This window comes from Arthrobacter pascens, from assembly GCF_030815585.1.
GTDB lineage: Bacteria > Actinomycetota > Actinomycetes > Actinomycetales > Micrococcaceae > Arthrobacter > Arthrobacter pascens_A.
The window spans coordinates 1389710-1416671 of sequence record NZ_JAUSWY010000001.1 but is presented as its reverse complement, the minus strand read 5'-3'; the positions used below and the strand labels follow the sequence as shown (position 1 = coordinate 1416671).

General features: G+C 63.7%; 21 protein-coding genes and 2 tRNA genes. 8 read left to right on the top strand and 15 right to left on the bottom strand.

What is annotated here, in order from left to right:
• Positions 1–118: 118 nt before the first annotated feature.
• The 11 genes from QFZ30_RS06615 to QFZ30_RS06565 all read right to left on the bottom strand — a co-directional run bounded on the left by QFZ30_RS06615 (position 119) and on the right by QFZ30_RS06565 (position 16365).
• Complete coding sequence (locus tag QFZ30_RS06615) at positions 119–1231, bottom strand: branched-chain amino acid aminotransferase (RefSeq protein ID WP_307074604.1); 1113 nt, start codon at positions 1229–1231, stop codon at positions 119–121.
• Between the two features lie 136 nt (positions 1232–1367).
• The gene (locus tag QFZ30_RS06610; RefSeq protein ID WP_307074602.1) at positions 1368–2420 is read right to left on the bottom strand and encodes a 3-isopropylmalate dehydrogenase; all 1053 of its coding nucleotides are present in this window, start codon (positions 2418–2420) and stop codon (positions 1368–1370) included.
• A 179-nt stretch (positions 2421–2599) separates the two neighbouring features.
• Positions 2600–4159 (bottom strand): methionine--tRNA ligase, encoded by a 1560-nt coding sequence (gene metG, locus QFZ30_RS06605; RefSeq protein WP_307074600.1) that lies wholly within the window; start codon positions 4157–4159, stop codon positions 2600–2602.
• 34 nt (positions 4160–4193) lie between these two features.
• Complete coding sequence (locus tag QFZ30_RS06600) at positions 4194–4949, bottom strand: ABC transporter ATP-binding protein (RefSeq protein ID WP_307074598.1); 756 nt, start codon at positions 4947–4949, stop codon at positions 4194–4196.
• Positions 4946–7741, bottom strand: coding sequence for an ABC transporter permease (locus QFZ30_RS06595; RefSeq protein WP_307074596.1), 2796 nt, complete (start codon positions 7739–7741; stop codon positions 4946–4948). Before QFZ30_RS06595 ends, QFZ30_RS06600 begins: the two co-directional genes overlap by 4 nt.
• A gap of 205 nt (positions 7742–7946) precedes the next feature.
• Entirely contained in the window at positions 7947–9536 is a 1590-nt protein-coding gene (gene serA, locus QFZ30_RS06590; protein ID WP_307074593.1) for a phosphoglycerate dehydrogenase, read from the bottom strand.
• Positions 9537–9659: 123 nt separating this feature from the next.
• The gene (gene ilvC, locus QFZ30_RS06585; protein WP_307074591.1) at positions 9660–10685 is read right to left on the bottom strand and encodes a ketol-acid reductoisomerase; all 1026 of its coding nucleotides are present in this window, start codon (positions 10683–10685) and stop codon (positions 9660–9662) included.
• A gap of 108 nt (positions 10686–10793) precedes the next feature.
• Positions 10794–11306, bottom strand: coding sequence for an acetolactate synthase small subunit (gene ilvN / locus QFZ30_RS06580; RefSeq protein WP_056628144.1), 513 nt, complete (start codon positions 11304–11306; stop codon positions 10794–10796).
• 2 nt (positions 11307–11308) lie between these two features.
• The gene (locus tag QFZ30_RS06575; protein ID WP_307074588.1) at positions 11309–13216 is read right to left on the bottom strand and encodes an acetolactate synthase large subunit; all 1908 of its coding nucleotides are present in this window, start codon (positions 13214–13216) and stop codon (positions 11309–11311) included.
• Between the two features lie 361 nt (positions 13217–13577).
• Positions 13578–15299 carry a dihydroxy-acid dehydratase gene (ilvD, locus tag QFZ30_RS06570; RefSeq protein WP_307074586.1) on the bottom strand — a complete coding sequence of 574 codons (1722 nt, stop codon included), beginning with the start codon at positions 15297–15299 and terminating at the stop codon, positions 13578–13580.
• 139 nt (positions 15300–15438) lie between these two features.
• The gene (locus QFZ30_RS06565) at positions 15439–16365 is read right to left on the bottom strand and encodes a LysR family transcriptional regulator (protein ID WP_307074585.1); all 927 of its coding nucleotides are present in this window, start codon (positions 16363–16365) and stop codon (positions 15439–15441) included.
• A gap of 169 nt (positions 16366–16534) precedes the next feature.
• On the opposite strand from QFZ30_RS06565, the gene QFZ30_RS06560 reads away from it, so the two are divergent.
• The 3 genes from QFZ30_RS06560 to QFZ30_RS06550 all read left to right on the top strand — a co-directional run bounded on the left by QFZ30_RS06560 (position 16535) and on the right by QFZ30_RS06550 (position 18980).
• Entirely contained in the window at positions 16535–17698 is a 1164-nt protein-coding gene (locus QFZ30_RS06560) for a sunset domain-containing protein (RefSeq protein ID WP_307074583.1), read from the top strand.
• 46 nt (positions 17699–17744) lie between these two features.
• A complete protein-coding gene (locus QFZ30_RS06555; protein ID WP_373462819.1) occupies positions 17745–18788 on the top strand; it encodes a PQQ-dependent sugar dehydrogenase in 1044 nt (347 codons plus the stop codon).
• Between the two features lie 116 nt (positions 18789–18904).
• A tRNA-Lys gene (locus QFZ30_RS06550) sits at positions 18905–18980 on the top strand.
• A gap of 134 nt (positions 18981–19114) precedes the next feature.
• Here the strand turns inward: QFZ30_RS06550 and QFZ30_RS06545 are convergent.
• Positions 19115–20491, bottom strand: a complete 1377-nt coding sequence (locus tag QFZ30_RS06545; protein ID WP_307074581.1) for a hypothetical protein — start codon at positions 20489–20491, stop codon at positions 19115–19117.
• Positions 20491–20970 carry a hypothetical protein gene (locus QFZ30_RS06540; protein WP_307074579.1) on the bottom strand — a complete coding sequence of 160 codons (480 nt, stop codon included), beginning with the start codon at positions 20968–20970 and terminating at the stop codon, positions 20491–20493. The genes QFZ30_RS06545 and QFZ30_RS06540 overlap by 1 nt, the downstream gene beginning before the upstream one ends.
• Positions 20971–21498: 528 nt before the next feature.
• Between QFZ30_RS06540 and QFZ30_RS06535 the strand changes: the two genes are divergently transcribed.
• Positions 21499–21825 carry a hypothetical protein gene (locus tag QFZ30_RS06535; RefSeq protein ID WP_307074578.1) on the top strand — a complete coding sequence of 109 codons (327 nt, stop codon included), beginning with the start codon at positions 21499–21501 and terminating at the stop codon, positions 21823–21825.
• A gap of 340 nt (positions 21826–22165) precedes the next feature.
• Here the strand turns inward: QFZ30_RS06535 and QFZ30_RS06530 are convergent, their stop codons facing one another.
• Together QFZ30_RS06530 and QFZ30_RS06525 are read right to left on the bottom strand one after the other, a co-directional pair.
• On the bottom strand, positions 22166–22639 hold the full coding sequence (locus QFZ30_RS06530; RefSeq protein ID WP_307074577.1) for an SRPBCC family protein: 474 nt from the start codon (positions 22637–22639) through the stop codon (positions 22166–22168).
• Positions 22640–22967: 328 nt separating this feature from the next.
• A complete protein-coding gene (locus QFZ30_RS06525; protein WP_307080093.1) occupies positions 22968–23423 on the bottom strand; it encodes a MarR family winged helix-turn-helix transcriptional regulator in 456 nt (151 codons plus the stop codon).
• 96 nt (positions 23424–23519) lie between these two features.
• Here QFZ30_RS06525 and bcp point away from each other — a divergent pair, with 96 nt between their 5' ends.
• From bcp to QFZ30_RS06505, 4 genes are all read left to right on the top strand, one after another.
• On the top strand, positions 23520–24005 hold the full coding sequence (gene bcp / locus QFZ30_RS06520; protein ID WP_307074575.1) for a thioredoxin-dependent thiol peroxidase: 486 nt from the start codon (positions 23520–23522) through the stop codon (positions 24003–24005).
• An 89-nt stretch (positions 24006–24094) separates the two neighbouring features.
• Positions 24095–24176 (top strand) — tRNA-Leu (locus tag QFZ30_RS06515).
• 278 nt (positions 24177–24454) lie between these two features.
• Positions 24455–25126: a fasciclin domain-containing protein gene (locus tag QFZ30_RS06510; RefSeq protein WP_307074573.1), complete on the top strand. Its 672-nt coding sequence runs from the start codon at positions 24455–24457 to the stop codon at positions 25124–25126.
• Between the two features lie 134 nt (positions 25127–25260).
• Positions 25261–26931 carry an ABC transporter substrate-binding protein gene (locus QFZ30_RS06505; protein ID WP_307074571.1) on the top strand — a complete coding sequence of 557 codons (1671 nt, stop codon included), beginning with the start codon at positions 25261–25263 and terminating at the stop codon, positions 26929–26931.
• The last annotated feature ends 31 nt before the right edge of the window (positions 26932–26962 follow it).

Genomic DNA, 26962 nt, shown 5'->3' with positions numbered 1-26962 from the left:
CAAAAATGCGTCGCTGAGGGGCTTCCGCCGGTCGCAACCGACTATGAGCGTGGCGATCAACGAGTGCCGGCCAACCGCCGTCGTCGTTTTGTGCTTAGGCCACGTTGCCCGACCGGCCCTAGGCCAGGCGGGTCAGCCAGCCGTGGGTGTCAGGAACGGTGCCAGTCTGGATGCCGAGCAGCTTCTCGCGGATGGCCATGGTGGTCTCCCCTGCCTTGGCGTCCTCGGACCCGATGAACTCGGTGGCGTCCTTCAGCACTCCGATGGGGGTAATCACCGCTGCGGTACCGCAGGCAAAGACTTCGGCGATCTCCCCTGAGGCCACACCGTCGCGCCATTCATCCAGGGTGATCTTTCGCTCGGTGACCTGCCGGCCCATGTCCTTGGCCACCTGGATGACGGACATCCGGGTGATGCCTTCCAGGATGGTGCCGGTCAGCGCTGGCGTGGCCAGTGAGCCGTCCTTCATCACAAAGAACACGTTCATGCCGCCGAGCTCTTCGACGGCATTGTCATTGAAGTGGTCCAGGAAGAGGACCTGCTTGCAGCCGTTGGCCTCTGCCTCCTGCTGCGCGATGAGGGAGGCCGCGTAGTTGCCGCCGCATTTGGCGTCGCCCGTGCCACCCCTGCCGGCGCGGGCATACTCGCGGGAGATCCAGATGGAAACCGGCTTGAGTTCCCGGCCGAAGTAGTTGCCGGCGGGCGAAGCGATCACCCGGAAGGAGACTTCGCGGGCCGCCCGGACGCCCAGGAACGCCTCGGTGGCGATCATGAACGGCCGCAGGTACAGCGCCTCCCCGTCACCGGAAGGAACCCATTCCTTATCAGCCGCAACCAGTTCACGGATGGCGCCCAGGAAGTATTCAGCCGGAAGCTCGGGAAGGGCAAGCCGGCGGGCGGACTTGTTCAGGCGGGCTGCGTTGGCTTCCGGGCGGAACGTCCAGATGGAGCCGTCCGCGTGCCGGTACGCCTTGAGCCCTTCGAAGATTTCCTGGCCGTAATGGAATACTGCCGCTGACGGATCCAGGGAAATCGGGCCGTACGCCTCGACGCGGGGGTTGTGCCACCCTCCGTTGCCGTTCGCGTCCACGTTGTAGTCGACGATGGCAGTGTTGTCGGTGAAGTAATCGCCAAATCCCGGGTTGGCCAGGATGGCATTACGCTCTTCAGCGGACTTCGGGGTTGCCGAGAGTTGCTGGTTGAATTCGACGCCAGGGGCAGTCTGAGTCATGGTTCCTCCACGATCGGCTGCCCGTGAACGTGGTTCAGCGTTGGACCACAAGGCAGCATTTGGTGATTCGAAACTAGCTTACGCCGCTTGGCAGGGCCTGAACCGCCGCGCCAAGCGGCAGGCCTCGAAGCCTTGCCTAAAGCGCGGCAGTGATGGCATCTCCGACGGCGCTGGTGCTGCGGGCGCCGCCGTTGCGGTTTTCGACGTCGGTAATCACGGCAGCTTCGATCTTCCGTGCCGCCTCGGTGTAGCCGAGGTGATCCAACAGGAGCGCTGCCGAGAGGATGGCGGCAGTGGGATCGGCCTTCTGCTGTCCGGCGATGTCCGGAGCGGAGCCGTGGACGGGTTCGAACATGGACGGAGCGGTTCGGTCCATGTTGATGTTGCCCGAGGCCGCCAGTCCGATGCCGCCGGTGATGGCAGCAGCGAGGTCCGTCAGGATGTCCCCGAAGAGGTTGTCGGTGACAATGACGTCAAAGCGGGAGGGGTCGGTGACCATGAAAATAGTGGCGGCGTCAACATGCAGGTAGTCATGCGTGACGTCCGGAAATTCCTGCGCTACGGCCTCAACGGTCCGCTTCCACAGATGGCCTGCATACACCAGGACGTTGTGCTTGTGCACGAGGGTGACGTGCTTGCGTTCGCGGGCGCTGGCACGGCGGAAGGCATCGCGGACAACACGCTCCACACCGTGGGCAGTGTTGAGCGAAACTTCGGTGGCCACTTCATGCGGCGTACCTGCACGCAGGGTGCCGCCGTTGCCGACGTAAGGGCCTTCGGTCCCCTCACGGACCACGATGAAATCGATGACACCCGGGTTGGCCAGCGGACTCCCCACGCTCCCAAAAAGCCGGGATGGCCGCAGGTTGACGTAGTGGTCCAGGCTGAAGCGGAGCTTAAGCAGCATCTCCCGCTCGATGATGCCGGAGGGGATGCGGGTGTCACCGGGGGCGGCGCCCACGGCGCCGAAGAGGATGGCGTCCCTCGTGCGCAGGTCGGCGAGTACCTCGTCCGGGAGCGTCTCCCCGGTGGCCAGCCAGTGCTCGGCACCGAGCTTGTAGTGGGTCTGCTCGAGGACCACGCCTTCTGCGGCCACTGCCTTTTCCAGGACTTTCAATGCCTCGGCGATGACCTCGGGGCCGATGCCGTCGCCGGGAATAACAGCCAGATTGATGGTGGATGCGCTCATGCTTTTTAGCGTAGCCAAGTCATCCACATTCTGGTCAAGCCGTCTCATTATTCGAACATCAAGCCAGGGACGCTCTCTCACTTCCTGAGCGAAAACGGCAAACGCTCGCTCACCTTCTGTCCAAAGGTGAGAGAGCGTTCTGGAAAAACCCACAGAAGGTGAGAGAGCGTCCCCGGGTGCTAGGCCTCGGCCGGCTCCTCATACTTGGGGAAAACGGGTGAAGGGGCAGGCAATGGCGTCCCGGCGACGATCGGCGTCGGAATGGCCGCAAACTGGCGGGCTGCGCCTTCCGGCTGGCCGAGGGTTTCCAGCAGCGCGGCGGTGGCCGTGGGCATGACCGGCTGCGCGAGGATGGCCACAATCCGCAGCACTTCCAGCGTCACGTACAGGACCGTGTTCATGCGTTCGACGTCGGTCTTCCGCAGCACCCACGGGGCCTGCTCGGCGAAGTAGGCGTTGGTATCACCCAGCACGCCCCAGATCGCTTCGAGGGCGCGGCTGAATTCCTGTTTTTCGAAGGCAGCCCTGGACGCCCGAAGGAGCCCGTTGGCCTGGTCCAGGAGTGCGGAGTCCGCGGCCGAGAATGCGCCCGGGACGGGAACAAGGCCTTCGCAGTTCTTGGCCACCATGGACAGCGAACGCTGGGCAAGGTTTCCGAAGTTGTTGGCCAGGTCCGAGTTCGCCCGTCCCACGATGGCCTCGTGGTTGTAGCTGCCGTCAGCGCCGAAGGGGACCTCGCGGAGGAAGAAGAAACGAACCTGGTCCAGGCCGTATTGCGCGACGAAGTCCGCCGGCGCAACCACGTTGCCCAAAGACTTGGACATCTTGACGCCGTTGTTCTGCAGGAACCCGTGGATCATGATCCGCTTGGGCAGCTCCAGCCCTGCGCTCATCAGGAAGGCGGGCCAGAAGATGGCGTGGAAGCGCGAGATGTCCTTGCCGATGACGTGCACGTCGGCAGGCCAGAACTTCCGGAATGCGTCCGAATCGACGTCCGGATAGCCCACCCCTGTGAGGTAGTTGGTCAAGGCGTCCACCCAGACGTACATCACGTGCTTGTCGTTGCCGGGGACAGGGACGCCCCAGTCGAAGGTGGTGCGGCTGATGGACAGGTCCTCCAGGCCGCGCCTGACGAAGCTGATCACTTCGTTGAACCGTGACTGCGGGGCGCCGAATTCAGGCTGGGCTTCATAGAGCGCCAGGAGCCGGTCCCGGTAGGCGGACAGCCTGAAGAAGTAGCTCTCCTCGGCCGTCCAGGTCACCTCGGTGTCCGTCTCCTTGGAGTAGCGCAGGCCGTCGTCCTTGAGGACGGTGTCGTCCTCGACGTAGAAGGCTTCGTCCCTGACGGAATACCAGCCCTCGTACTTTGAAAGGTAGATATCGCCGTTGGCTTCCATCTTCTTCCAGATGGCCTGCGACGCGGCATAATGATCGGCGTCCGTGGTCCTGATGAACCTGTCGTAGGTGATCCCCAGGGCGGAGTGTGCCGCCTTGTATACCTCGGCGTTTCGGTCCACCAGCTCCTTGGGGCTGATGCCTTCCTTCTCAGCCGTCTGGGCGATTTTCATGCCGTGCTCGTCCGTGCCGGTCAGGAACATCACGTCATAGCCGTCCAGCCGCTTGAAGCGCGCCATGGCGTCGGTGGCAATGTACTCGTAGGCGTGGCCGATATGCGGCACGCCGTTGGGGTACGTGATGGCCGTGGTGATGTAGAAGGGCGTTTTCTCTGAAGCAGTCACGAGCGGACGGTTACCTTTGGTGCGGAGGGACAGGCTAGATCAGTTCAGTCAGCGTATCGCTCAGGCGGACCAGTTCATGGTCATGTGAAGCGACCAGCACGGCGATCCCGTCTGAGGTGGTGTCCTTGAGGATGCTGATGATGCGGTTGGCTGAGGCCCGGTCGAGGCTGGCGGTGGGCTCATCCACTACCAGGACCCGCGTACCCAGGATCAGCGCGCGGGCAATCGCCACGCGTTGACGTTCGCCGCCGGACAGCTGGGCAGGACGGTGGCGCATCCTGCGGCCCAGGCCCACGAGGTCCAGCAGGTCCTTGGCCATGTCACGGCGCTGCTCCACTTCGCCGTCCGGCACTGCCGGCAGGAGCACATTCTCGAGTGCGCTCATGCCGTCGATCAGGGCACCGCCCTGGTCCACGTAGCCGATCAGGGCCCGGCGTCGGTCTGCGATCTCGTCATCGCCCATGCTTTCGAGGGAAACGCCTTCCCAGAAAACACGGCCCGACGTCGGCAGCGTCAGTCCCGCGCCCACTGTCAGGATGCTGGTCTTGCCGGAACCGCTCCTGCCCGCAACGCAGTGCATCTCCCCCGCGTGCAGGGTCAGGTCAAAACCCTCCACTACGCTGACGGCTTCGGCGCCGTTCTTGCCGCCGCCGTAGCGGATGGTGATGTCAGTCAGCTCCAGAGGGGTCCCGTGGTCTTCGGCCTTGACGATGGTGTTGGCGCGCGTCTGGAGAGGGCCGTTGCCGGAGTCGGACCGGCGGCTCCGTTGAACATTCGTCTCGTTTGTCATTGGACCACTTTCGTTGCAATCGGTATCCAGCAAAGTACAGCCACGAGGCCGGCGACTCCGGCCCACAGTGCGGCATACGGGGCGAGGAGCAGTCCTATGCCCAGGGCGCCCAGGACTCCCAGTGGCAGGGCCACGGTTCCCACGAGCGCGTTCTCGAAGATCCGGACCTGGCGGAGCATGTCCGGGTTCCAGCCCATGGCCTCGAGGATGCCAAGGTACTCGCGCTTGGCGTTCAGCTCGAAGCGGCCGGTGACCAAGGTCAGCACGAGTCCAACAATCACTCCCGAGAGCGCCAGGACGATGCTGGGCAACGCAACACTGGCAGCAGCCAGGCCGCTGAGCGCACTGGCACCGGCGGCACGCGGGATGTCGATCAGCAGTGCAATCAGCCCGCCCACCGCGGCTCCGAACACACCCACCGCGACGGCCAGCGACAGCGTGTTGAACTTGTTGGTGCTGAGCTGCCGGTTGGCGAACGTCAGGGGTGAATCCACGGGGATGAGCCGCTCATCGTGCTGCGGTTCCTGGTCCACCTCGTCCCGGTGGCGCAGCTGCTGTGCAGCGAAGAATGCCGCTGCCGCGTACAGGACAAGGACAGAGACCGACACGATGACGGTGGTAAGGCTCCAGCTCAGCAGGCTCAGAACGGTCCCGGCCACAGCAAGCAGCGCCGCTCCCACAGCGAATTCCTCAAGCACCCAGCTCCTTACCCGCCGCTGGGTCCACCCCATGGCCCGCAGGGTGCCGGCTTCCCGCTTGCGTTTGCGGATGTAACTGACGGTGGAAGCTCCGGTCAGCAGCGCGGCGCCGCAGAGCGTCAGGAAGAGAAGCGTGATGTTGGTGCCTGTGAGCGAGCCGGAGACGGCGTCGGCGGCATTCTGCCTGACCCACGACTGCTGGACGGTGCCCAGGGCGGATTCCTTGCCGGCGTCGTCCTTGGAGTAGCCGGGGACGAATATATTGGCGTCCTCGCGGGCCGAGCCGGCCACGACGGTGGCTTCCAGGCCCATATCGCGGATTTCAGCGGCGAGCTTTTCAACTTCGGGCTGGGCCTGCTTCCAGCTGCCAGGCGCCTTCGCCCGGACACGAACGGCGTCGATGACGGAGGCGTTGTCCTTATAGCCGCGGGCAGCAGCCAGGCCATAAAAGTCCGTGATGGCCCCGGCCGACTGGCTGGCAAGCCCGGTGGCGCTCAATGAGGGCTTGAGCTCAGTGGCGGTGACGGCTTTGCCGTCGCCGTCCTTGGTCAGGGTCAGCGGGGTGGGGTCGTAGCCGCCCAGTGGCAGCCTGTTGACGTCACCGGCTGCCTGTTCGACGGCGTTGGGGTCAAAGGTCCCGTAGACCATCGCCAGGGGTGCCGCGAGCTTCTCTCCGGTCGCCAGATCCTCGCGGTAGGACCGCTCGTCCACGGGCTCGCGCTGGGTCTGGTCCACCGGGGCGCCGTTGGCGGCCTTCTCGGGAAGCCGGTTGACAGTGACCCAGTCGCCGGGAACGGCGTTCTTCTCGACGGCGCCGTTCCCGGCGGTGCTGCCATCGGTGTATTTCGGCGCGGCCGCGAAGTCCGTGCTCCAGGTGGCCGGAGTGTAAAGGCCCTGGTTGAAGTTTCCGGCGCTGCCGAGCAGGTCGGAATGGTCGGTGGAACCGGGCCATGACAGCGCGAAGGGGTCCTTGGACACAAACGGCAGGTAGTCCTTGCCCAGGGAGCGCGAAGCTGTACCGACTTCCTTGACCACCTTGCCCGCTGCGTCGATCTCCTCGATCTTGACGTTGTACTTCAGGTCCAGGGACGTGCCCGAACGGACAATCAGGGGAATGGCCTGGGAATCCGCGGTCAGCTGCCCGTCGCGTTTCGCCTGCTGGTACTGGGTCATGAGGGGTGCCCAGTACTTGAGCTTGACGCCCAGGAAGTCAGGTCCCTGGTTCAGTTCCTCCATGCTGATGCCGTTGGTGAAGAGGCTTTCGAAGTGGCGTCCAATAGCGCCGGCGTTCCGGGCATCCGCGGGCGGCGCCTTTTCCAGCGGAGCCAGGAAGTCGCCTGCAGAACCGAGCAGCGCGCGCTCCGACACGGGATCGACGGCGACGACTGACTCTGTCACCTCAGGAGACAGCGGCAGTGACACCGAAAGGTTGAAGAGGTTGTGCTCGGACCCGCCCGCTGGTGCGGGGAACTTGATGCCGGTCTCACCGGCAGGAGGGGCAATGCGGATGCTGCTGCCGCCTGCGGCCTTCTCCTCAACGAGTTTGGCTTTGCCCAGGCTGCCTTCCGCCGTCGACTTGAACAGCGTCTGCTCAGAGACCCCGTCGGAGCTGACGGCGCTGGCCGTAAGCCGGTAAGTCTTGGGCGAATCGCTCAGGACGGATTCAGCGGCCGGCCATTTGCTGGGGTCCGTTGCGCCGGCCGCCTGGTCGGTTGTGGCCGTGCCTGCGAGCCCGGAGTTGTAGCCGAGGTAGTCCATGGCATCGAGCCGGGGCGCTTCCAGGTTCTGCGTCACCCGCGACACCAGGCTGATGGGCGCCGCCACCGAGGTCTCGGAAAGGCCCCGGATGGCCTCCAGCTGGTCAAAGCTGACGCCGCCGCTGCCGTTGGCAATCTCCGGCTGCATGAGCGCCCCCGAGCCGGCCTTGGCCTGCACCAGGACGTCATACAGTCCGCGTGAATTCTCATCCACCGTCCGGTTGAGCGCGGCCTGCGACTGGCCTTGGACGAGGACCGACAAGCACATGGCTGCGATCAAGATGGCCGCGGTCAGCAGCAGCACTTTGCTTCTGATGAACCTTTGGACGGCGTTCATGGGGCTCCCTGAAAGCTGGATGGCGTGCGCACACCGCAGTCCGCGGGCGGCGGACATGGAGGATTTCCTGCCTGGTGTGCAAAATGTTTTGGCCGGCCTGCCGGCTGTGTCCTGAATCAGGACCTAGCCATTGTAAGCAGACCGGCCAATCATACGTGGCCGACGTTAAGACGCAGTCACGCGTAGTTCACAATGGTGCGGGGTGTTAGTCCTCGAGGTCCACTTCGCGGACCATTTCCGCCCCGATGCCGGCCTTGATGGCGTCCAGGACCTGCTGCGGAACGGAGCTGTCGATGGTGAGCAGCGCCAGTACCTGTCCGCCCTCGGCCTGCCGTGCGACCTGCATGCCCGCAATGTTGATGTTGTTCATGCCCAGGATGTGGCCGATCGTGCCGATCACGCCGGGGCGGTCGGCGTAGGCCACCACCACAAGGTGCTCGCTGATCGGAATCTCCACGTCGTAGCCGTTGAGGCCAACCAGCTTCTCCACCTGCTTGGGACCTGTCAGGGTGCCGGCCACGGAGATCTGGGAGCCGTCGCTCAGAGCACCCCGGATGGTCAGGACGTTGCGGTAGTCCTCGGCTTCCGGCGTCGTGATCAGGCGCGTGTTGATGCCGCGCTGCTCGGCGATGACGGGGGCGTTGACGTAGGAGACCTGCTCGGTGACAACGTCAGCGAAGATGCCCTTGAGCGCCGCCAGTTCCAGGACCTTGACGTCCAGGGCGGCGATCTCGCCGGCCACTTCCACGTCGATCTGGGTCAGGGAGGCGTGGGTCAGGGCGGTGAAGATGCGCCCCAGCTTTTCGATCAGCGGGATGCCCGGACGGACGTCGGGGGCGATCACGCCACCGGCGACATTGACGGCGTCGGGAACGAGCTCGCCGGCCAGCGCCAGGCGCACGGACCTTGCTACCGAGACACCGGCCTTTTCCTGTGCCTCGTCAGTTGAGGCGCCCAGGTGCGGGGTCACCACCACGTTGTCCAGGCCGAAGAACGGCAGGTCGGTGCTGGGTTCCTTGACGAACACGTCCACGGCGGCGCCGGCGATCTGGCGGTCCTGCAGGGCAGCGTAGAGGGCTTCCTCGTCCACAAGGCCGCCGCGGGCGACGTTGACCACGTAGGCGGTGGACTTCATCTTCGTGAAGGCGTCGGCGCCCAGCATGCCCACGGTTTCCGGCGTCTTGGGCATGTGGATGGTGACGAAGTCGGACTGGCTGAGCAGTTCGTCCAGGGAGACCAGCTTGACCCCGAGCTGGGCGGCGCGGGCCGATGTGATGTAGGGGTCATAGGCGAGGATCTCGGTATCGAAGCCCTGCAGCCGGGCAGCGACCAGTGCGCCGATCCGGCCCAGGCCGATGATGCCGACCTTCTTCTCGAAGAGTTCAATGCCGGTGTACTTGGAGCGCTTCCATTCACCGTTCTTGAGGGCGGAGCTCGCCTGCGGGATGTGGCGGGCCAGGCTGAGGATGTGGCCCACGGTGAGCTCTGCCGCGGAGACGATGTTCGACGTCGGGGCGTTGACCACCATCACGCCGGCCTGCGTGGCGGCCTTGATGTCCACGTTGTCCAGGCCAACGCCGGCGCGGGCGATGACCTTGAGGTTCTTGGCCGCGGCGATGGCCTCGGCGTCAACCTGGGTGGCGGAACGGACCAGGATGGCGTCGACGTCGGCGATCGCAGACAGCAGCTGGGAACGGTCGGCGCCGTCGGTCTGGCGGATTTCAAAGTCCGGGCCGAGGGCCTCGACTGTGGCGGGCGAAAGTTCTTCGGCGAGCAGTACTACGGGTTTTGACACGGCTGATCCTCTGCGTTGCAGTCCTGGGGATGGAACAAGTCTAGGCCGACGGAAAGGCCGGGCCCACATTGTGAAGTGTGAACCCGGCCATTTCCGGTGCCTGGGCTAGGTGAAAAGCATGGCCTAGCGGGCTACGGAGCCCTCGGTGTAGTCGTCGCTCGTCTTGATCCAGGAGAACAGCTTGCGCAGTTCGCGGCCGGTGGCCTCGATCGGGTGGTCCTCACCCTTCTTGCGCAGCTCGGCGAACTCCGGAGCTCCCGCGTCCTGGTCGTCGATGAAGCGCTTGGCGAAAGCACCGTTCTGGATGTCGGCCAGGACAGCCTTCATGTTTTCCTTCACCTCGGGGGTGATGACCCGCGGGCCGGAGACGTAGTCGCCGTATTCCGCGGTGTCGGAGACGCTCCAGCGCTGCTTGGCGATGCCGCCTTCGACCATCAGGTCAACGATGAGCTTGAGCTCGTGCAGGACCTCGAAGTAGGCAACCTCGGGCTTGTAGCCGGCCTCGGTGAGGGTCTCGAAGCCGTACTGGATGAGCTGCGAAGCGCCGCCGCAGAGAACAGCCTGCTCGCCGAAGAGGTCCGTTTCGGTCTCTTCCGTGAAGGTGGTCTCGATGACGCCGGCACGGGTGCCGCCGATGGCCTTGGCGTAGGACAGGGCCAGTTCCTTGGCCTTGCCGGAGGCGTTCTGCTCCACGGCGATCAGGTCCGGGACACCGCGGCCGGCTTCGAATTCGCGGCGCACGATGTGGCCGGGGCCCTTCGGTGCCACCAGGGCGACGTCGACGTCGGCCGGCGGCTGGATGTAGCCGTAGCGGATGTTGAAGCCGTGGCCAAAGAACAGGGCGTCGCCGGCCTGCAGGTTGGGGGCGATGTCTTCGGCGTACACGTGGCGCTGGACCTGGTCCGGGGTGAGGACCATGATGAGGTCCGCTTCGGCAACGGCAGCGGCGACGTCGAGGACGCGCAGGCCCTCAGCCTCGGCCTTAGCGCGGGACTTGGAGCCTTCCTTCAGGCCGACGCGGACGTCAACGCCGGAATCGCGCAGGCTCAGGGCGTGGGCGTGGCCTTGGGATCCGTAACCGATGACGGCAACGGTGCGGCCCTGGATGATCGACAGGTCGGCGTCGTCGTCGTAGAACATTTCAGTCACTTTGGGTGTCTCCTTTTGAGTGGATTCTCTGGGGTAAATAGTCTGTGGTGCTGCGGTACTGCACGGGCCCTGCACAGCGCTTTGAGGCGGGGCCTCGGGCGCTGGGCGTTACGCCGAGCGTAGGGCCCTGTCACTCATGGAGCGGGATCCCCGTCCAACGGCCAAGGTGCCGGACTGCACAATTTCGCGGATGCCGAAGGGCTCCAGCACTGAGAGCAGCGCAGTGAGCTTTTCGGGATGGCCTGTTGCTTCAATGACAACGGAGTCTGTGGAGACGTCAACCACTGAAGCTCGGAACAGGTCTGCGGCCTGGGTCACCTGCAGACGAGTTGCGGCATCCGCACGTACCTTGACCAGGATGTGGTCGCGCTGTACGGAAGATTCGGAGGTCAGCTCAACAATCTTGATCACGTTGACCAGTTTGTTGAGCTGCTTGGTGATCTGTTCAATGAGATCACCGTCGGCGTCGACGACGACGGTCATCCGGGACATGCCCGGAACTTCCGTCGGTCCGACAGCCAGGGAGTTGATGTTAAAGGCACGGCGCGCAAAAAGGCTCGCAACGCGGGTCAATACACCGGGTTTGTCTTCGACCAGAACGGACAGTGTGTGGCGGCTCATGATCAGTCCTCCTCTTCCCATTCCGGGGTCATGTTGCGGGCAACCTGGATCTGGTCGTTGCTCACGCCAGCGGGCACCATTGGCCACACCATGGAGTTGGGGCTCACCACAAAATCGACGACCACGGGTCGGTCGTTGATTTCAAGGGCCTTCTGGATGGTCGCATCGATGTCCTCGTCGCGTTCGCAGCGGAACGAGGCGCAGCCGTAGGCGTCGGCCAGCTTCACGAAGTCCGGGATGCGGACGGTGTTGTGGCCGGTGTTCAGGTCCGTGTTGGAGTAGCGGCCCTCATAGAAGAGGGTCTGCCACTGCCGGACCATGCCCAGCGAGGAGTTATTGATGATGGCAACCTTGATGGGAATCTTGTTGATGGCGCAGGTGGCGAGTTCCTGGTTGGTCATCTGGAAGCAGCCGTCGCCGTCGATCGCCCAGACCACCCGGTCGGGCTCCCCTACCTTGGCGCCCATGGCAGCGGGTACGGCATAGCCCATGGTGCCTGCCCCGCCGGAGTTCAGCCAGGCATGCGGGCGCTCGTACTTGATGAACTGAGCAGCCCACATCTGGTGCTGGCCGACGCCGGCAACATAGATCCCCTCGGGTCCGGTCAGGGCACCGATCCGTTCGATGACGCGCTGCGGTGCGCTGAGTCCGTCGTCGGGCTCCGTCCAGCCCAGCGGGTAGGTTTCCTTGAGGTTGTTCAGGAAAGCCCACCATGTGGTGAGATCCGGGGTGCCGGAGGTATCAAACTGGGTGCGCACCGCCTCGGTGAGCTCGGGAATGATCTCCTTGACCGATCCCACGATGGGCACATCGGCCGTACGGTTCTTGGAGATCTCGGCGGGATCAATGTCCGCATGGATGACCTTGGCGTGCGGAGCGAAGCTTTTCAGGATGCCTGTGACCCTGTCGTCAAAGCGCGCGCCGAGGGTGATGAGGAGGTCGGACTGCTGCAGCGCCGTAACAGCCGACACCGTGCCGTGCATGCCCGGCATGCCCACGTGCTGCGGGTGCGAATCGGGGAACACACCGCGGGCCATCAGTGTGGTGACCACCGGCGCTCCGGTCAGTTCCGCCAGCTCGCGGAGCTCGGCAGAGGCGTGCGCCTTCACCACGCCGCCGCCGACGTACAGCACCGGCTTGCTGGCGGCCGCGATCAGCTTCGCCGCTTCGCGGACCTGCTTGTTGTGCCCCCGCGTCACGGGGCGGTAGCCCGGAAGGTCTATCTTGGGCGGCCAGGAGAAGGTCATCTGCCCCTGCTGGGCGTCCTTGGCAACGTCAACCAGCACCGGACCGGGCCGGCCCGTGGATGCCAGGTGGAACGCCTCGGCCATCACATGCGGGATCTCGTTGGCGTCGGTGACCAGGAAGGAATGCTTGGTGATCGGCATGGTGATGCCGACAATGTCCGCTTCCTGGAATGCGTCAGTGCCGATCACGCCGCTGGACACCTGGCCGGTGATGGCCACCAGCGGCACGGAGTCCATGTGGGCATCCATGATGGCGGTAACGAGGTTGGTGGCACCGGGGCCGGAGGTGGCGATACACACGCCCACCCGGCCGGTAACCATGGCATAGCCTTGCGCGGCGTGGCCGGCTCCCTGTTCGTGACGGACCAGGACGTGATTCATGCTGGAGGCCATCAAGGGGTCGTAGGTAGGCAGGATCGCGCCACCGGGCAAACCAAAAATATCGTCGACGCCGAGTTCTTCGAGCGAGCGGACAATAGCTTCTGAGCCGGTCATCACCGTTGGGGGTACAACGTTGTTCGGCCCAAGGACAGGAGAGACAGCAGCAAGATCAGCGACGACGGCGGCATGGTCAGCCGATCGGTCGGCGCGTTCCGGAGCCTTGGGGGCTCCAGCGGACTTAGTAGCCATCAGCGAGGGGCTGATCGGCGATCCTTTGCTCATCGGACTCTTCCTTGTGGATCATCTGTTTTTTGGAACTGCGGGAAATAAAAAAACCCCTCAGCCTGGCGGCTCTTCGAGGGGTTTGCGCGTGACGGTTCGTTACCAGTCGGGCTATTGAGCCACGCGCCTGGTAAGGACGACGACTGCATCTGCAGCGGCGCGGCTGGTAACGAAAGCGATCATGCGTTCAGTTTTCCCTCTAAGCAAGATGCGTGTCAACGAAGCACAACGCGATCTCACCATATGGACATCATTGTCCACCAATTGGTAGCCTCCCCCAACTGACTAGCAGTAAACGCACCCAAAAGGGCTTTTGACGACGTTATCTGCGAGTCAGTTGGGTCAGCCACCGGCTGCGGTGCTACCCGCAGTACGCACCAGTTGAGGCGCTGTGCACCAGCTTGGCGTACTTTGCGAGCACGCCCTTGGTGAACTTGGCCGGCAGCGGCTCCCAGCCGACCTTGCGGGCTTCGAGTTCCGCTTCATCGACCAGCAGGTCGAAGCTCCGGGCCGCGATGTCAACACGGATACGGTCACCGTCCTTGACGAAGGCGATGGGGCCGCCGTCGACCGCTTCCGGTGCAACGTGGCCGATACAAAGTCCGGTGGTGCCTCCGGAGAACCGCCCGTCGGTGAGGAGAAGGACGTCTTTGCCCAGACCGGCGCCCTTGATGGCGCCGGTGATCGCCAGCATCTCGCGCATACCAGGGCCGCCTTTGGGGCCTTCGTAGCGGATGACCACAACATCGCCCTTGTTGATCTCGCCGTTGTCCAGCGCATCCAGGGCCCCCTGCTCGCGTTCGAACACGCGTGCGGTGCCTTCGAAAACATCGGCGTCAAAGCCTGCGCTCTTGACGACGGCGCCTTCGGGCGCCATGGAGCCGTGGAGGATGGTGATTCCTCCGGTCTTGTGGATCGGGTTGTCCAGCGCACGCAGGATTTTGCCGTCGAGGTCCGGCGGATTGATGGACGCAAGGTTTTCCGCCAGGGTCTTGCCGGTGACGGTGAGGCAGTCGCCGTGCAATAGTCCTGCGTCGAGCAGCGCCTTCATGATGACCGGCACGCCGCCGATCTTGTCGACGTCGGTCATCACGTAACGGCCGAACGGCTTCAGGTCGCCCAGGTGCGGGATCGTGTCGCCGATGCGGTTGAAGTCATCCAGAGTCAGTTCCACCTCGGCCTCGCGGGCGATCGCCAGCAGGTGCAGCACAGCGTTGGTGGAGCCGCCGAAGGCCATGGTGACGGCGATGGCATTCTCAAAGGCCTTCTTGGTCATGATGTCGCGGGCCGTGATGCCGAGACGGAGCAGGTTGACCACTGCCTCGCCGGACTTGCGGGCGAACTCATCACGACGGCGGTCTGCCGAGGGCGGAGCGGCGGAGCCCGGCAGGGACATGCCCAGGGCCTCGCCGATGCACGCCATGGTGTTGGCCGTGTACATGCCGCCGCAGGCGCCTTCGCCGGGGCAGATGGCTTTTTCAATTCGCTCAAGGTCCCCGAGGCTCATCTTGCCTGCGGCGCACGCGCCGACGGCCTCGAAGGCGTCAATAAGGGTGACTTCCTTTTCGGAGCCGTCCTCGAGCTTGACCCAACCCGGCATGATGGAGCCGGCGTACAGGAACACGCTTGCAAGGTCCAGGCGGGCCGCGGCCATGAGCATGCCCGGGAGCGACTTGTCGCAACCGGCCAGGAGCACGGAGCCGTCGATCCGCTCGGCCTGCATGACGGTTTCCACGGAATCGGCGATGACTTCGCGGGAAACCAGCGAGAAGTGCATGCCCTCGTGGCCCATGGAGATGCCGTCGGAGACGGAGATGGTGCCGAACTGCATGGGGAAGCCACCGCCGGCGTGGACACCTTCCTTGGCTCCTTGGGCGAGCCTGTTCAGGGAAAGGTTGCAGGGAGTGATTTCGTTCCAGGAGCTCGCGACGCCGATCTGGGGTTTTGCAAAGTCGTCATCCCCCATACCGACCGCCCGGAACATGCCGCGCGCGGGCGCTGCGTGGATTCCGTCGGTGACCACCCGGCTGCGGGGCTTGATGTCAGGCTTGTTCTCGGTCGCGATCTGGGTGTCCTCACTCATGGGTCAAAGTCTATGACTCCGATCAGGAGGCCAACGACCCGGAACCGTCCGTTAAGCCCATTTTCGGGAATATTTCGATCGAATAGTGGACTCTCGTCTCGAATGATGAGATGAGGGGCTGCTGGGCGGCAAGGACGTGTCAGGAATCACGCGGTGCGAGGCCAGCTGCGACGGTCTCGGCTTCAAGCCTGAGCATGTCCAGCACCTCCCGGACTGTGGTCCGGGCAGCGATGTCAGGACGGGCCAGCGCCACGATGCTGCGCCGGGCTGTCACGCCCACCAGTGGGCGGAGCACAAAGCCCTTGCCCTGATTGGCCGCCGCCGTGTACCGCGGCAGCAGGGACAGCCCGTGGCCCGAACTCACCAGCGCTTCAAGGACCCGGAGGTCGGGAAACAACTGAGCCCTCACCGCCGCGGAACCTGCCTGCTTTTCGATCTGGCGCAGGACGGCGTCGAAGGGGAAGCCGTCCGGGACGCCCATCCAGGGATACCCAACCACATCCCGGGCCGTCAGGCGGGATTTCGCCGCCAGCGCATGACCGGCCTGCATGGCGACATCGAGCGGCTCGTTGAGCAGTGGAACCACCACCAGCCCGTGGCTGGAAAATACCTCCGGCCCATCCACGCTGTGTGCCAGGACAATGTCGTAGTCCGACGCCAGCCCGGCGAAACCGGCGATGCCGGGATCCTCAAAATGGGCCTCAAAGTGCAGGCCTCCGATGGTTTTGACACGGTGCAGGAGACCGGGGAGGAACATCTCGGCCGCGCTGGGGAAAAAGGCTGCCCTGACATGGGCCTGCCAGCCGTGGCGGTAGGCGTCGATTGTTGCCTCCGCCCGGGCCATCGCCGTGGATACGTCCGCCGCAGCGGAGGCCATTGCCTGGCCGGCCTCCGTCAGCCGAACTCCCCTGCCCGATTTCTCCACAAGGACCACGCCAAGCTCCTCCTGCAGCGTTTTGAGCTGCTGGGAGACGGCCGATGGAGTGACATGCATGGCTTCGGCGGTGGCCCCCACCGTGCCCCGGTCGGCAAGTTCGCGCAGGATCCGCAGCCGCTTGAAGTCCATGTAGAGAGGCTACGTTACGGCAGAGTGTTCTTCGGAAACGGCTCCTGCGTTGGCATCACTGCTGCTCAGGCCGAGTCTGGGCGCCGGGACACAAACCTAGACAGTCCCGTTCACGCCGACGTACCGTCAGTGAACGGCAACCTTGCCATCCGGACCGAAGGGCTCTGTTATGGATTTTGTCTTCTGGATTATTGTCATCGTGCTGATAGTCGGTGTTGTCTGGTGGCTGCTCAACCGCAGCAATTCCGCCGGGACCGGCGGCTCTGCAGGCCAGGACCGGGCTGGCTCGTCCGATGGTACCGGCACAATACGGGCTGACGGGGCCCTGGCAGGCGGCAGCGCCGCAGCCTCTGCCGAGGCCGCAGCAACCGCCGGAATCCCCAGCGCGGCAGGCTTCGGACGGGCCGCCGAGCCGGTACCCCCGACGACGGCGGATGAGACCCCAGAAGTGTCCGGCGCAGCTACCGGTGGGACAGCCGGCCCGGCCCAGCGGGCGGCGGGCGCCGACGCCGTCGGGCCTTCCGAGGCGGCCCCCCTTTCGAATTCCCGTAGCGGGGCCGTTGAGAGCGGGAGCAGCGCTCCCTCCGAGCATGAGACCGAAACCGGAACCAGCAGCCTGGCCCCGGATGACGAGCCCGCTCAGGAAGGCGGGCGTGTGCAGGAAGACGGGCGTGTGCAGGAAGACGGGCGTGTGCAGGAGGATGCGGCCGAGTGGGAGACCCAGTGGTCCGAAGCCGGCGGATCCATGGCAGTGCCGCGTGAAGACAATCCGCCGGCCGGCGCGTCCGTCGGAACGAGCAGCGAGCCCACGGCTGGTCCAGGGCCTGTCCATAACGCGGAGTACACCAGCCCGCATTCCCCCACCCTCCCGGGCGCCGAAACAGCTGCAGGCGAAGGGTCCGCCGACGGGTTCGCCGGAGGTTCCGCCGAAGCGTTCGCCGATGGTACCGCCGAGGCCAGGGCTGACCGGCAACCTGACGTCCCGGACGATGCTGCAGTAGCGGAGACCCTGGACCGGACCCAGTCGTCTGCGGCGGTCGAAACAGCGGCCAGCCACATGGAGGAACCCGAAAGGGATGATGCGGGATTCGGAACTGGTACCGAACCTGCCGGCCACCTTGCTGTGGATCAGCCCTACGGCGAGGGCTCCGCGTCGCCGGGCTCCGACGGCAGCGGCCCGGCCGACTACACGGTGAAGGGCGACGCCGGATCCATGGTCTATTACGAGGAGGGGCATCCGGATTATGAGCAGACGCGGGCGGAGGTCTGGTTTGAATCGGCGGCACATGCGGAGGCTGCTGGGTTCCGGGCCCCAAGGCGGAACCGGCTCTGAGGGTCCGCCTCCACAATCCGGGCACGCCGCCTTGTGGACGGCGTGCTTGGTACTGCTGCTGTCCGGCTGCACGGGGGACGGCAATGAGCTGCCCACCGGCAACAGCACCAGCATTGGAACGGGAACCAGCTCAAAGCCGGCAGTCGCGGAGCGGCTGGACCTCCAACTTAGTGTTCCATGGGCCACGGTATTCCTCCCGGATGGAACGGCCATCATCTCTGAACGGGACTCGGCGCTGCTGAAGGCGGTCCGCAATGGCAGACCAACCACCATCGGCCGGGTCCCTGATGTTGTACCAGGAGGGGAAGGGGGCCTGCTCGGACTCGCTCTCTCCCCCACCTTCTCCACAGACAACCACCTGTATCTGTACTTCACCGCAAGGCAGGACAACCGGATTGCCCGGGTGAAGCTTCAGGAGAAGCCTGACGGGTCGCTGATGTTCGGCGATCCCGACGTAATTTTTACCGGCATTCCCAAAGCTTCCATTCACAACGGCGGCAGGATCCGGTTCGGCCCGGATGGATTCCTCTATGTGGGAACGGGCGACTCAACGCGCCGGGAACAGCCGCAGGACCCCAATGCCCTGGGTGGCAAGATCCTGAGGCTGACTCCCGAAGGGGACCCAGCCCCCGGGAACCCTTTCGGCAACGCCGTTTACAGCCTTGGACATCGCAACGTCCAAGGGCTGGCGTGGGACAGCGCGGGCAGGTTCTGGGCCAGCGAATTCGGGCCCGACGTCAACGACGAACTCAATCTGATCCTGCCAGGCGCCAATTACGGGTGGCCTGCGGTGACTGGAGCACCCCACCGCGACGGGTTCCTCGACGCGAAGGTTGTATGGCCCTCCACGGCGGACTCTTCGCCCAGCGGGCTGGAAATCGTCGGATCCACGGCCTATCTCGGGGCGCTGCGTGGCCAGCGTCTGTGGAAGGTTCCCTTGGATGGGGAAAACGCGGGCACCCCTGTGGCCTATTTCACACGGGAATACGGCCGGATCCGGGACGTTGTGCTGGCCCCGGATGGCCGTATCTGGCTGCTCAGCAACAACCAAGACCCTGATTTTGTACTGGCCCTGCCCCCTCCTGGATAAAGCTTGATGCACCGGCCGCTTCGATTTCACATGGGCGGGAAGTTCGTGTAGAGTTTCATGTCGTTGCGGAGATCAACGGGGAAAGAAAAAGCCCCGAAAGATCAAACCAAACAGATGCACCTCTAGCTCAATTGGCAGAGCAATTGACTCTTAATCAATGGGTTCCGGGTTCAAGTCCCGGGGGGTGCACCAACAGGAAAACAGCCCCTGGCCAGCGGAAACGCCAGCCAGGGGCTGTTTTGTGTTGCCCGCAAATCACGCCTGACGCCTTTTTGCCTGTTCAGCCTACGGATTCCCGGCGATGCTGTCTGCGGACGCTGCGCCACTCACTGGCTGCGCGAAACACCATACTCAACCTTGTAGGTTCCATCTTTGGCGATGGTGATTCGTCCGCCCTGGTAGTCCTGAACGGTGCTGCCATCAGCGGTGACGTAGTTGTCGGTTGTCGGGTAACCAAGCCTTCCGCCTTCAAATCCGGTTGCAGCCCACGCGTTGCGGGTCGCTCCGATGGAGAGGTGAATCCCCGTTGCAGGGCTGGAGACCAACGCACCATTCTGGAAGTTCTGGTAGGAACCACTGTCCTTGAGTCCGGTCACTCGATTGGTGGCGGGGAACCCGAGAGTGCCCAGCCCGCCGGAAGCTTCAAACATGGCGTTGTAGTCAGTAGCTACGGAGTAAGCTCCGAGACTTGCAGTCCAGAAGATCGCTCCGCCCTGATAGTTCTGCTTGACGCCCCCGTTGACTGGAATTTCATCAGTGGTCGGGTAGCCCAGAACACCGTTCTCGAATCCGGTAAGCGCCCAGGCTCCACGCGTGCCGCCGACGGATACGTGAGCGCCGGTAGCCGGTGACCACAGAGTGGCGCCGTGTTGGAAATTCTGGTACACGCCGCCGTCCCTAATTCCTGCCTGCGGGCCCACTGCGAATCCCAGCGTGCGACCCATCTCATCGTGCTTCTGGAAAATTGCTCCGTTGACAACGAAGGTTCCAGCCGCAGTAGCAGTAATGACGCCGCCCTGATAGTTCTGTGCGACACCACCCGGGATGTCGTACTCATCAGTTGTCGGGAAACCAAGGGTGCCGTGTTCAAACCCGGTCGAAGCCCATGCGTCCCTGATCGTTCCCACCGACAGGCGTGCACCGTTGGCGGGCGTCCAGATGATGGCACCACCCTGGTAGTTCTGGTAGGCGCCGCCTTCCTTCAGGCCATAGACAACCTCGGTGGTCGGGTAGCCCAGGCGGCCGCCCTCGAAACCTGCCGAGCCGTACCTGTCACGGATCGGACCTGTCGAAATGTGCGCGCCGGTAGCCGGAGACCACAAAACCGCCCCACCTTCGTAGTTCTGGTAGACGCCGCCGTTCCTGAGCCCGCCCACCTCATCTGATGTGGGGTAGCCGAGAACTCCGTTTTCATAGCCCGTGGCAGTGTACAGCCCACGAATGGCTCCTACGGAGATTCTTGCTCCGGTGGAGGGTGACCAGAGAATCGCGCCGCCCTGGAAGTTCTGGTACGCGCCGCCGTTTTTCAGCCCACCAGTTTCGTTGGAGGTTGGGCTTCCCAGGCCACCGGCCGGACCACCCGTCATGGTGTACTTCTCGGAGATGGCTCCCCACGGGTTGGCCGAGTACGGGGAAAAGATGTCGTCAACTGCACCCATGATGATCCGGTCACCCGGACGGCTGGTACGCAGGAACTGGTTCACTACTCCAAGGCTTGTGGAAATGCAGCCTGCGGACGTGGTGCGGCCTGCGTGCAGGAAGATCGCGTACGAGGCACCTGCGTCACCGGCATGTCCGGCTGGCGGTTGTAGTTGATCACCGCGGCCTGCTCGTAGTAGCCCTGATTCATGTACGTGTAGAGGTTCTCGTCTGAAGGACCGCCTCGGCCCTCAAAGTACTGGTTGTACGTGGGGCCGTGTTCGCCGCCCCAGCGGGAGTCCGGATTGACGGTGTGGTAGGCGAGAGCCGTTCCGGGGTTGGAGCGTCCGAGTGCTTCTGTCACGCTGTAGGACCCGGCGGGGGACTTATAAGTGTCTTCCCAGGTAAGTCCGGGAGGGGCGAAGCCCTTCAGCCCTGCATAGCCCCAGTCCTGCCATTCCTCAACATAACCGTTGCCGGAGCGGACACATCCGGTGATGGTGACGACGTTTGATTCGCGGGTCGCTGCGGTAGCGAACGTCACCCGGTTAGCACCAAAGCTGGAGTACTTGACTTGCCCTGCAGAGAGACGCTGACAGGGGTTATAAACCTGCGGAGCGGCTTCGGCGCTGCTGACACCAACAAGCACACTTCCCAGCGCAGCTATCACTGCCAAAGCGACTGACAATGGTTTGGTTTTCAACACTGATTGCCTTCTTGTCAGGCGTTTCGTGCCGTGAGCCTCGGTCATGGTTCTGCTTTCTTTCGGGAACGAGCTGCGTTTGGTCCATGTGTGCGGAGTCGGACACGCAACTCCCCGCCCCTGCATCAGTAAACATGCGAAGTCCGCTGTTGGGCTGGAGCCCCACCGTGCTACCCGCGGACCACCTGCCACCATCGCCCGGGACATCACCGGAGTCGCGGCCGGTTCGTCCCGGAGGGGAACCTCACAGCATTCCCCTGATCGGCCCGCGGCGCACAGCCGTTGACCGGCAACTGGGGGACCAGTAGTCTTCCGCAAGTGCCTCCTGGCTGGCAGGGCACACCTGGAACGAATTTGGGGGACATTTTCATGCTCGGAAAACCTTTGCGCCTTGTTGCCTACGCGGCAGGCGCTGCTCTGCTGCTAACCGCAGCAGCAGTGCCCGCGAACGCGGCCAGCACGGACGGCATGACCAAAACGACGTACGACCAGTGCATCACCGATGAGCAGACCGGAGTGACCTTCTGCAGGACACCTGATGGACCTTTCTACATCGACCCCAAGGTGACCAGGATCGATTCGGAGAGCACGTCGACCAATTCAGACGGCCTGACGTGCGTCTTCGACATGAACTGGGTCACCGCTAATGGCGACGGCGGGTACGACCACAGCACAATGGTCTGCACGAGCCCATGATCTGACCCGTTCGCAAAAAGGGCCCCGGCTGCTCCTCAGCGGCCGGGGCCTTTTGCGACTCCTCAGGGATCTAGTTCCCGTTGACCAGGACGTTGACCAGGAGCTCCACGACGCCGATCTCGTAGAGCGTGTCCAGGAAAGTTCGGGAAGCCTCTGGACTGGATAAAAACCTCACCTAGCGGTACTTGGTGGCACGACCCGGCCTGGTCGGCAACAGAAACCCAGTCTTTACCGGCTGAAAGCCATGAAGGCGGGGTTTCTGTCTTGCCTGCAAATCCTCAGGAACCTCTCGCTGACGTATCGCGGGACCCGAGGCCCAAGCCGTGACCTTCCAAGGCTTCTAGATTTGCCCGGTCGGGCCGCTGTCCTCGACTTCTCCGCGCCAGGCACCGGTTTCGGTACCGCGTGATTCGATGAAGTCCTTGAATTTACGCATGTCGGCTTTGACCTGTAGTTCGTCGACCTTCAGCGCCGCACCCGCTTTCTCGGTGAGTGTCTCCGGCGCCCATTCGAAGTGGACTTTGACTTTAGTGTGATTGGCATCCAGCGGCGTGAACCTGATGATGCCGGCATGGGACTTGCCGTCGGTGCTGCGCCACGCGATCCGATCGTCAGGCTCCTGGTCAACTATTTCCGTATCGAACTCCCGCTCCACACCGCCCACCTTGGTAACCCAGTGGTTGGTCGTGTCGGTCAGTTGGGTCACAGATTTCACGCCGGACATGAACTGCGGAAAAGATTCGAACTGGGTCCACTGGTCATAGGCCGTATGAACCGGAACTGCGACATCAACGGTCTCTTCAACGGTTTGCATCGTCTTCCTCCTGTCATGACGGGACGGCCCGCAACAACGGACCGGAGGCAGTCGCCGTTATCCTGGAACAGCAACCCCCACAACTGAACCGTAAGTCTACTGACTACCTGTGTCCAGCCCTTCCGGTTCCATGAACAGCCAGGAGCATCGCGATGCGTGACAGGCGATCGAGTAATATTTGGGAGGCCTGTTTCTGCCGCTGGGCCTCTACCGCAACGTAGCGGCCAACTGGCTTTTCGACCCAACACGATCGCCCTGCTGGTCTGCCTTCGCCGGGGCATTGCGGCGCGAAGAGCGATCCGTGCCGCAGATTTCCTAGCCGATTTTTCTAACCGAGAGGTGCACCGTCCACCAGTGCCCTGGTGGCAGGGGAAGCGAACTGACTCGCCAGCTGGCGGACGACGGCCTGCAGTTCCTGACGTAGCACATCGGGATCAATGGATGCCGCGGCGAGCACTGACCGCTCCATTTCCACGGCAGCTGTCACAGCCTCCTGGCCACGTTCAGTGAGGGAAACAACATGGCTGCGGCGGTCCGAGGTGCTGCGGACGCGGGCAATGTGGCCGTGGGCCTCCAGCCTGCTCAGCGTCTTGCCCATGGTCTGGGCCTGAACGCGGACATATTGGGCCAGCTGTGCCTGGGTCATGGGACCCTGCGCCGCAAGGACTTCGATGGCGATCACCCCGGCATGGGTTAATCCAATGGCGCCGAGCTTTTCATTCCACGAGTGTTCCACGAGGCGCGCCGCAGTGGACAAGAGGCGCCCCGTGGGCCAGCGATCCATATCAGGCATACCAGCAAGTATAGCCAAGTACCGATTCGCACCGGTCGGGTGCGGTTACTAAACTGGTGTGTCCCGCCTGCAACAAGGAGATAAACATTGGCTGACAGACTTATGACCGGCGCTGAGGCGCCCGGCTTCACTTTGAAGGACTCGACCGGCAAGGACGTCAGCCTTGCCTCACGGCGCGGGCGCAGCACCATCATCTATTTCTACCCGGCTGCCGCAACGCCCGGCTGCACCAAGCAGGCCTGCGATTTCCGCGACAGCCTGGCGTCCTTCCAGTCCGCCGGATACGAGGTCCTGGGCATCTCCCCCGACCCAGTGGACAAGCTCGCCTCCTTCGCCGAAGCGGAATCCCTCAGCTTTCCGCTGCTCTCGGACAACGACCACGCGGTGGCGGAAGCGTATGGCGTCTGGGGTGAGAAGAAGAACTACGGCAGGACCTACCAAGGGCTTATCCGCTCCACCATCGTTGTTGATCCGGAAGGCAAGGTGGCAGTGGCGCAGTACAACGTCCGGGCAACGGGCCATGTGGCAAAACTGCGCCGTGACTTGAAGCTCGACAGGCAGCCTGCCGCATAATCCCGCGTGAGCCGGCGGGAAACTCCGACGACCCAACGCTACAATGGAAACCGGCGTCGCCGTCGTACGTTTTCCGTAAAGGCCGCCAAGCGCGAGTGGTGAAATTGGCAGACACGCAGGATTTAGGTTCCTGTGCCTTCGGGCGTGGGGGTTCAAGTCCCCCCTTGCGCACAAACGCAGCATGCACAACGCAGCATCAGGAATCCCGGACCGTCTGGTCCGGGATTCCGCTGTTTAACCCTCTTGGGTCATCCCCCAATTCCAGGGAATCCGCGGGCTGGCTGCCGTTCCACCAAAACCTCCTTGAAATCCACCCATCCGTGGGCGGTCACCGACCGAATACCCATTGAGACACCAGCCAAGCGCAGGTGCCCACCGGTCGGAAACGGCCAGAGCGGCAGGCACCAGGCGTGCCGCCGGCAAAATCGGCACAACCAAGGAGAACCGAAATGCTGTCTTTCAAGCGCACAACTTTCACCGTTGCAGGTGTTTCAGCTGCAGCCCTGCTCAGCCTGACCGCCTGCGGCGGAACCGCAGCCACGTCCCAGGGCTCGTCCGCTCCGGCAACCACGCCTGCCGCCTCCGGCATGGCCACTTCGCCGTCAAGCTCTGCGGACCCGATGGATCCCGCGGCCAACCTGGTGGGCCCCGGCTGCGCCGGCTACGCCGAAAAAGTTCCCAGCGGGGCAGGTTCCGTGGCCGGAATGGCACTCGACCCGGTCGCAGTGGCCGCTTCGAACAACCCCATCCTGACCACCCTCACAGCAGCCGTCTCCGGCAAGCTGAACCCAAAGGTTGATCTGGTGGACACCCTCAACGGCAGCGAATTCACCGTATTTGCGCCGGTGGATGACGCCTTCGCCAAGATCGATGCCGCCACCATCGAAACCCTCAAGACCGACGACGCCCTCCTGAGCAAGATCCTGACCTACCACGTGGTCCCTGGCCAGATCAGTCCGGACAAGATTGCCGGCAGCCACGCCACGGTCCAGGGCGGCTCCGTCACCGTCACCGGAAGCAAGGACGCCCTCATGGTTGATGGCGCCAGCGTCATCTGCGGCGGCGTCCAGACGGCGAACGCCACCGTCTACCTGATCGATTCGGTGCTTATGCCCAAGTAGCACCAAGGGCAGGGAAAGGCCGAGGCCCGGTCCACAAGGACCGGGCCTTCAGCTTTGCATTAAGGTCCGTCAACTAGACTGGGCTCGCTCCGCAGTCCGCGGTGCCCGGCCAGCAGCCCAGAGGTGATAGACGAGTGCCCAGCAGTACATCGCGGCGAACGGTGATCAAAACCGGCGCCGTTCTCCTGGCGTTGACGGCAACGTCCTGCACGGGAGTCCCGGCACCCTCGCCCACGTCGACCTCTCCAACAACCCCGGCCGACACAGCCCCGTCGGCGACATTCACCTTTGGCACTGCGTCCCAGCCGCTCGGCCTGGACCCTGCGCTCTCCAATGACGTGGAGTCATACCGGATCACGCGGCAGATCCTGGAGGGACTGGTGGGCGTCGACCAGACCACCGGCAAGCCCACGGCGCTGCTCGCCACGGAGTGGAGTGAGTCCGACGACGGCCGCGCCTACACGTTCAAGCTCCGCAGCGGGGTGACCTTCCAGGACGGCACGCCCTTCAACGCCGACGCCGTATGCGCCAACTTCAACCGCTGGTTCGCCTTTCCGGAAGCGCTCCGGCGGCAGGCGCCGGGAAGTTCGTTCAAGGGCGTGTTCAAGGCCCACTCGGACGAAGCGTCCCTTTCGATCTTCAAGAGCTGCACCGCGCTGTCCCCCGATACTGTGCGCATCGATCTCACCCAGCGCTTCACCGCTTTCCTCCAGGCCCTGACTCTTCCCGCCTTCGCCATTGCCTCCCCGGCAGCACTCGCTTCCGGGACTGCCGATGTCCTGGACCGGACGCGCGGCGGGCAGGCCTTGTCCGCCTTCGCAGCCAGCCCGGTGGGGACCGGACCGTTCAGCCTCTCCGCCTGGGACGACACCAGCGTCCGGCTAGTCAGCAACAAGGACTACTGGGGCGACCGGGGCCAGATCGCCATCATCAACTTCGTTGACTACGACCACCCCCAGACACGCCTCCAGGCACTCTTGGACGGCAAGATCGACGGGTATGACGCCGTCACCGTGGATAACTTCGATCAGTTGGTCAAGCGTGGCAAGCAGATCGTCCAGCGCGACCCCTTCTCCGTGATGTACCTGGGGATCAACCAGGAAGTTCCGATCCTCCAGGACGCAAAGATCCGGCAGGCGATCGAGATGGCGATCGACAAAGACACCCTGATCCGCAAGTTCTTCATCGACAACACCGCCCAGGCCTCACAGTTCGTCCCGCCCAAGATCAACGGGTTCAACAACGATGCACCCTCCCTGGGCCATGATCCGGCCAAAGCAAAGACCTACCTCGCCGACGCCGGCTACGCAGGTGAGGAGCTGAGGTTCTACTACCCGCTCAATGCCACTCGGCCGTACCTTCCCACTCCTGAGAAGGTCTATGCCGAGATCAGCCGGCAGCTGACCGCCGTCGGACTCAATATCAAGCCCGTGCCCGTGGCCTGGTCCGACGGCTACCTCCAGAAAGTACAGTCACCGGGCGACCACGCACTCCACCTGCTCGGGTGGAACGGCGCCTATGCGGACGCCGAGAACTTTGTGGGCCCGCTGTTCGGCGAGAAGAACGGCGAGTTCGGCTACCAGGATGCCCAGGTCTTTTCCAAGATCAACCGGGCCCGCGGCATGCCGGAAGGCAAGGAACGTGATGAGCAGTATCACACCATCAACACCCAGATCGCAGCCTCCGTCCCGGCCGTCCCCATCGCCTTCCCCATCTCGGCGCTGGCGCTGTCGGACCGCGTGGTCAGCTACCCGGCTTCCCCGGTCTTAAACGAAGTTTTCACAAAGGTCCAGCTAAAGCCTTGACGGGCCCGACCAATTTCAGTATGCGGGCCGC

Coding starts and splice junctions, on each gene's coding strand:
- QFZ30_RS06535 (WP_307074578.1), top strand. CDS start 21,499: ATGCTCGGAAAACCTTTGCGCCTTGTTGCCTACGCGGCAGGCGCTGCT.
- ilvN (WP_056628144.1), bottom strand. CDS start 11,306: ATGAGCCGCCACACACTGTCCGTTCTGGTCGAAGACAAACCCGGTGTA.
- QFZ30_RS06575 (WP_307074588.1), bottom strand. CDS start 13,216: ATGAGCAAAGGATCGCCGATCAGCCCCTCGCTGATGGCTACTAAGTCC.
- QFZ30_RS06530 (WP_307074577.1), bottom strand. CDS start 22,639: ATGCAAACCGTTGAAGAGACCGTTGATGTCGCAGTTCCGGTTCATACG.
- QFZ30_RS06595 (WP_307074596.1), bottom strand. CDS start 7,741: ATGAACGCCGTCCAAAGGTTCATCAGAAGCAAAGTGCTGCTGCTGACC.
- QFZ30_RS06560 (WP_307074583.1), top strand. CDS start 16,535: ATGGATTTTGTCTTCTGGATTATTGTCATCGTGCTGATAGTCGGTGTT.
- QFZ30_RS06610 (WP_307074602.1), bottom strand. CDS start 2,420: ATGAGCGCATCCACCATCAATCTGGCTGTTATTCCCGGCGACGGCATC.
- QFZ30_RS06615 (WP_307074604.1), bottom strand. CDS start 1,231: ATGACTCAGACTGCCCCTGGCGTCGAATTCAACCAGCAACTCTCGGCA.
- QFZ30_RS06600 (WP_307074598.1), bottom strand. CDS start 4,949: ATGACAAACGAGACGAATGTTCAACGGAGCCGCCGGTCCGACTCCGGC.
- QFZ30_RS06525 (WP_307080093.1), bottom strand. CDS start 23,423: ATGGATCGCTGGCCCACGGGGCGCCTCTTGTCCACTGCGGCGCGCCTC.
- QFZ30_RS06510 (WP_307074573.1), top strand. CDS start 24,455: ATGCTGTCTTTCAAGCGCACAACTTTCACCGTTGCAGGTGTTTCAGCT.
- ilvD (WP_307074586.1), bottom strand. CDS start 15,299: ATGAGTGAGGACACCCAGATCGCGACCGAGAACAAGCCTGACATCAAG.
- QFZ30_RS06565 (WP_307074585.1), bottom strand. CDS start 16,365: ATGGACTTCAAGCGGCTGCGGATCCTGCGCGAACTTGCCGACCGGGGC.